Origin of the sequence: Jiangella rhizosphaerae, from assembly GCF_003579925.1 — a bacterium.
Taxonomy (GTDB): domain Bacteria; phylum Actinomycetota; class Actinomycetes; order Jiangellales; family Jiangellaceae; genus Jiangella; species Jiangella rhizosphaerae.
Window position 1 is genome coordinate 1 of record NZ_QUAL01000323.1, and the last position, 4,680, is coordinate 4,680.

Below are 4,680 nucleotides of genomic sequence, written 5' to 3' on the forward strand. Positions count from 1 at the left end.
CTGCTCGGTGCCGCCGTCCGGGCGCTCCGGGCCGGGGACCGGTCGCGGGCCGAGCGGCCGGCCGACGGCGCGCGCGGACGCCTGGGCCGCACGACCGCCGCCACGACGCTGGCCGACCTGCGTGAGGCCCTCGAGACCGGCGCGACGGTCTGGATCGGCTACGTCGACCAGCACGGCGCCACGACCGAGCGCCTGGTCGACCCCGCCCGCATCGAGGGCGGCTGGCTGTCGGCGTTCGACCACCGCAGCGGCGAGGTCCGCTCCTTCGCCGTCCACCGCATCAGCGGCGTCGCCCCCGTCGACGCCGCCTGACCGGGCGATAGCGGTGCTGCCGATGCACCTCGGCGGCCGTGATCATCAACCCGTGGCGACGTCATGGTGTCGCCACGGGTTGATGTTCACGGGATTGTGTGCCGACCGGGACCGTTCCAGACGCACGGCGGCGGAGTGAACGGGACCGGCATCCCGCGCACCCCGCCGCCAGCCGGAGCAGGACCCGTCAGCCGTCCAGCCAGGGGTCCTCGGGCCGCTCGCGGTCGAAGGTGGGCCGGGGGTCCTCCCAGTAGCCGCGGGTGAAGTCGGGCACCTTGACGGACTTGATGCGGCCATCCTTCATCGACTCGTGACTGAGTGGGATGACCGAGCACCAGGCCGCGGAGTCGTAGACGTCGATGTCGGGGGTCATGCCCAGGCGCATCAGCTGCACCAGGCGGAAGATCGCGATGAAGTCGCCGCCGCCGTGGCCGCCGTACTGGTCGGCGAGGTCTTCCAGGGCCGGCCAGAGCCAGTGGTCGTGCTCGGCCATGATCGAGTTGAACGCGCTGCCGGTGCGCCACGTGTGGTTGGTGTGGCCCAGCGACTCCAGGTAGATGCGGCCGTTGTCCAGCTCGACCACGCCGCTGCTGCCGGTGAGGGTGGTCTCGCGGCTGTAGGGGTGCGGCGAGTTGACGTCGTGCTCGACGCGGATCATCCGGCCGTTCGCGGTCTTGATGAGGGCGGTGTGGCGGTCGCCGGAGATGTACTCGTCGTCCTGCCACGAGGAGTGGTCGGGGCCGACCCGCGGGTCGTTCTCGCGGAACAGGGCGAGGTTCATCGGCGGTGACGACACGGCGACGAGCTCGGCGAAGCGGTCGCCGCGGTTGATGTTCAGGGCGGCAGAGACCGGGCCGAGGCCGTGCATCGGGTAGTGCAGCGCGTTCATCCGGGTCTGCCAGCGCCGCCGCCAGTACTCCGGGTAGTAGGCGCCGCCGAAGAAGTACGGCCAGCGCAGGTCGTGCACGTACCCGCCGGACGCGTGCTGCAGCTCGCCGAACAGCCCGGCCTTGGCCATGTTGAACATCCGCAGCTCGGGCCGGAAGTAGTTGACGTTCTCGAGCAGCATGCAGTGCTTGCCCGTGCGCTCGGACGTGCGCACGAGGTCCCAGATCTCGTCCAGGTGCGGCGAGATCGGCAGCTCGACGGCCACGTGCTTGCCGTGCTCCATGGCGGCCTTGGCCTGCGGGTAGTGCCACTCCCACGGCGTGGCGACGTAGATGAGGTCGATGTCGTCGCGCTTCACCAGGTTGAGGAAGTCCTCCTCGCCGTTGGAGTAGCCCACCGGCTCGACGTCCTGGAAGCCCTGCGCCATGATCCGGCCGATGGTGCGGTTCACCCGCTCGGGCCGGATGTCGCAGACGGCGGTGACGGTGGAGACGGCACCCCAGCGGACGTCCTGGCCGCCGCCGCGTTCGCCGAGCCCGATGAGGCCCACGCGGACCTGGTCGAAGCCCTCGAACGGCACCTCGGCCATGGAGCGCTCGCGCCCCTTGACGCGCGGCGGCTCGCGCCGGGTGTCGTCGGAGGCGGTGTCGGCGGCGGCCGCCGCTCCGGCTCCGACCCCGCCGAGTCCGGCGGCCGCGCCGAGCGCGGCACCGGTCCTGATGACGTCACGACGAGACGGCCGATACCTGTGCGGAAGTGCCACGCGAACCACTCCTCTGATCGAACCTGCACTTTTCAACCGAGTACCGAGCATTATTGAGCACGAACGAACCGCCCGCAAGGGGCGAAACCGGCTCGATCCGGAACCCGTCGGCTCTGCCCTCGGAGGGCGCGCGTGCGTCCTCCGGAGCCGGCCGGTCGTCACCCGGCGCGCAGCACCCCGAGCAGCCGGGCGGTCTCGGCCGCCAGCGCATCGCGGCCGGCGGCGACGTAGCGGCGCGGATCGACCAGGCCCTGATCGCCGTCCAGCCGGTCGCGGACGGCCGCCGTGAACACCGCGTTGAGATGCGTCGCGATGTTCACCTTCGTCATGCCGGCGGCGACCGCCCTGGTCAGCTCCTCGTCCGGCACGCCCGACGAGCCGTGCAGCACCAGCGGGACCGGGACCGCGGCACGCAGCTCGGCGATCAACTCGTGGTCGACGACGGCGTCGCGGGTGCGCATGGCATGCGACGTGCCGACGGCGACGGCGAGCGCGTCGACGCCGGTCGCGGCCACGAACGCGGCCGCCTCGGCGGGGTCGGTGCGCGCGCCGGGCGCGTGCACGCCGTCCTTGCCGCCCACCTCGCCCAGCTCGGCCTCGACGGAGACGCCGCGGGCGTGGCAGTACTCGACGACGGCGCGCGTGGCGGCGACGTTCTCCTCGTACGGCAGCGCCGACGCGTCGAACATGACGCTGCCGAAGCCGAGCTCGACCGCCTCGCGCACCAGTGCGGCGTCCTCGGCGTGGTCCAGGTGCACGACGACGGGGACCGCCGCCGCCCGGGCGACCGCCAGCGTCGCGGCGGCGATCGGGGCCAGGGCGCCGTGGTAGCGCACGCAGTTCTGGCTGATCTGGAGCACGACAGGCGCACCGGCCCGCTCGGCGCCGGCGACCAGTCCTTCGGCGTGCTCGAGCAGGATCACGTTGAAGGCGCCGACGCCGCCGGCGCGGGCGGCCGCGGCGTCGAGCAGGGTGGTCATCGAGGTCAGGGTCATGCGACTCGCTCCGCGTGCAGGGTGGGCAGGAACCGTGCGAAGGCGGCGAGGTCGACCTCGCCGGCGGCCTCCGTGAGGACGGCGGCCGCTCCGAGCGCCGCGGCGTCGGCGAGGACGTCCGGCCAGGCGGCGCCGGTCGCCAGTCCGCGGACCAGGGCGGCGACGGTGGCATCGCCCGCGCCGGTCGGGTTGCCACTGACGCCGGGGACGGCCGCCACCCGCCAGACCGCGCCGCCGTCGACGCCCAGCAGGCCGGCGGCGCCCTGTGAGACGACGACGCGCTCGGCGCCCAGGGTCAGCAGGCGGCGGGCGGCGTCGAGCGTCGCGCCCGGGACGGCGGCGGCGAGCTCTTCGGCGTTCGGCTTGAGCAGCGCCGGGCCGGCGGCGGCGGCGGACAACAGCGCCGGCCCGGAGGTATCGGCGACGGCCGGGACACCGGCGGCGCGGGCGGCCGCGATCAGCCTGGGCAGCAGGTCATCGGGCGATCCGGCGGGCAGACTGCCCGAGACGACGAGAGCCGCGGCATCGGCCAGCTCCTCCGTCACGGCGGCCACCAGAGCGGACCACTCGGCGGCGGAGAGCGCGCGGCCGGGCTCGTTGAACGCGGTGGCCGCGCCCGAGTCGTCGACGACGGTGACGGTGCGGCGGGTCGCCGCGGCGACCGGCACCGCCCGCACGGGGAGCCCGGCGTCGGCCAGCGCGCCGCCCATCCACCGGCCACCCGGCCCGCCCAGCGGGGCGACGACGGTCGCCGGCACGCCGAGTGCGTGCAGCACCCGGGCGACGTTGACGCCCTTGCCGCCAGGCCGTTCCAGCACGTCGGCCACCCGATGGCTGGCGCCGGGCGTCAGCTCCGGCACGCGGTACGTGACGTCGGTCGCCGGGTTGGGCGTGACGCAGACGACCCGGTTCACGACGACATCAATCGGTCGGCGATCAGCTCACGGGCCAGCAGCCCGGCTCCGACGCAGCCGGCGCGGTCGCCCAGCTCGGCGGCGACGATGCGGGGCGGCCGCTGGAACGTCAGCCGCGCCGCCAGGCGTCCGGACAGCGGGCGCAGCACCAGGTCGGCCGACTCGCCCAGCCCGCCACCGATCGCCACGACCTCGGGCGCCACCACGCCGACCAGCAGCGACAGCCCGTACGCCAGCGCGTCGAGCGCGTCGTCCCACACGGCGACCGCGGCGGCGTCGCCGCGGCGGACCAGCTCGGCGACGTCCCGGCTGCCGTCGACCGCCGTGCCGGTCGCGGCGGTGTACCGGCGGGCGATGGCGGCGGCCGACGCGATCGTCTCGAGGCAGCCGCGAGCGCCGCAGGCGCACGGCAGGTCGTGGCCGACGTCGACGTGGCCGACCTCGCCGGCGTAGCCGTCGCCGGCGAAGACCCGGCCGTCGAGGATCAGCGCCGCCGCGATGCCCGTCCCGACCGGCAGGAACACGGCGTTGCGTGCGCCCCGGCAGGCGCCGGCCCGGTGCTCGGCCAGCCCACCCGCCCGCACGTCGTGTCCCAGCGCGACGGGGCAGCCGAGCCGGGCCGCGAGCAGGTCGCGCAACGGCGCGTCGCGCCAGCTCAGGTTCCCGGCGCGCACGGCGACCCCGGCGGCCTCGTCGACGATGCCGGGCACGACGACGCCCACGGCGGCCGGCCGCTCGTCGCCGCTCAGCCGCTCGGCGATCGCCGCGACGGCGTCGAGCACCGGCGCGCCGTCGGACCCGGCCGGCG

Annotated in this window: 5 protein-coding genes; 1 reads left to right on the forward strand and 4 read right to left on the reverse strand. The window is 74.9% G+C overall.

Annotation, left to right across the window (positions count from 1 at the left end; all coding sequences use genetic code 11):
- The coding region (locus tag DY240_RS24065) for a WYL domain-containing protein (protein WP_158602978.1) at window positions 1–312 on the forward strand (312 nt) is incomplete at its 5' end.
- Between the two features lie 187 nt (window positions 313–499).
- Here DY240_RS24065 and DY240_RS24070 read toward each other — a convergent pair.
- The 4 genes from DY240_RS24070 to DY240_RS24085 form a co-directional block, all read right to left on the reverse strand.
- Window positions 500–1,963, reverse strand: coding sequence for a Gfo/Idh/MocA family protein (locus tag DY240_RS24070; protein WP_199702283.1), 1,464 nt, complete (start codon window positions 1,961–1,963; stop codon window positions 500–502).
- 158 nt (window positions 1,964–2,121) lie between these two features.
- Window positions 2,122–2,958: a class II fructose-bisphosphate aldolase gene (locus DY240_RS24075; protein ID WP_119662261.1), complete on the reverse strand. Its 837-nt coding sequence runs from the start codon at window positions 2,956–2,958 to the stop codon at window positions 2,122–2,124.
- Window positions 2,955–3,872, reverse strand: coding sequence for a 1-phosphofructokinase family hexose kinase (locus DY240_RS24080; RefSeq protein WP_119662262.1), 918 nt, complete (start codon window positions 3,870–3,872; stop codon window positions 2,955–2,957). The genes DY240_RS24075 and DY240_RS24080 overlap by 4 nt, the downstream gene beginning before the upstream one ends.
- A partial coding sequence (locus DY240_RS24085; protein WP_147375494.1) for an ROK family protein occupies window positions 3,869–4,680 on the reverse strand: 812 nt, incomplete at its 5' end. The genes DY240_RS24085 and DY240_RS24080, both read right to left, overlap by 4 nt.

Excerpts from the sequence above, each read along its gene's own strand:
- DY240_RS24075 (WP_119662261.1), bottom strand. The coding sequence starts at position 2,958 with ATGACCCTGACCTCGATGACCACCCTGCTCGACGCCGCGGCCGCCCGC.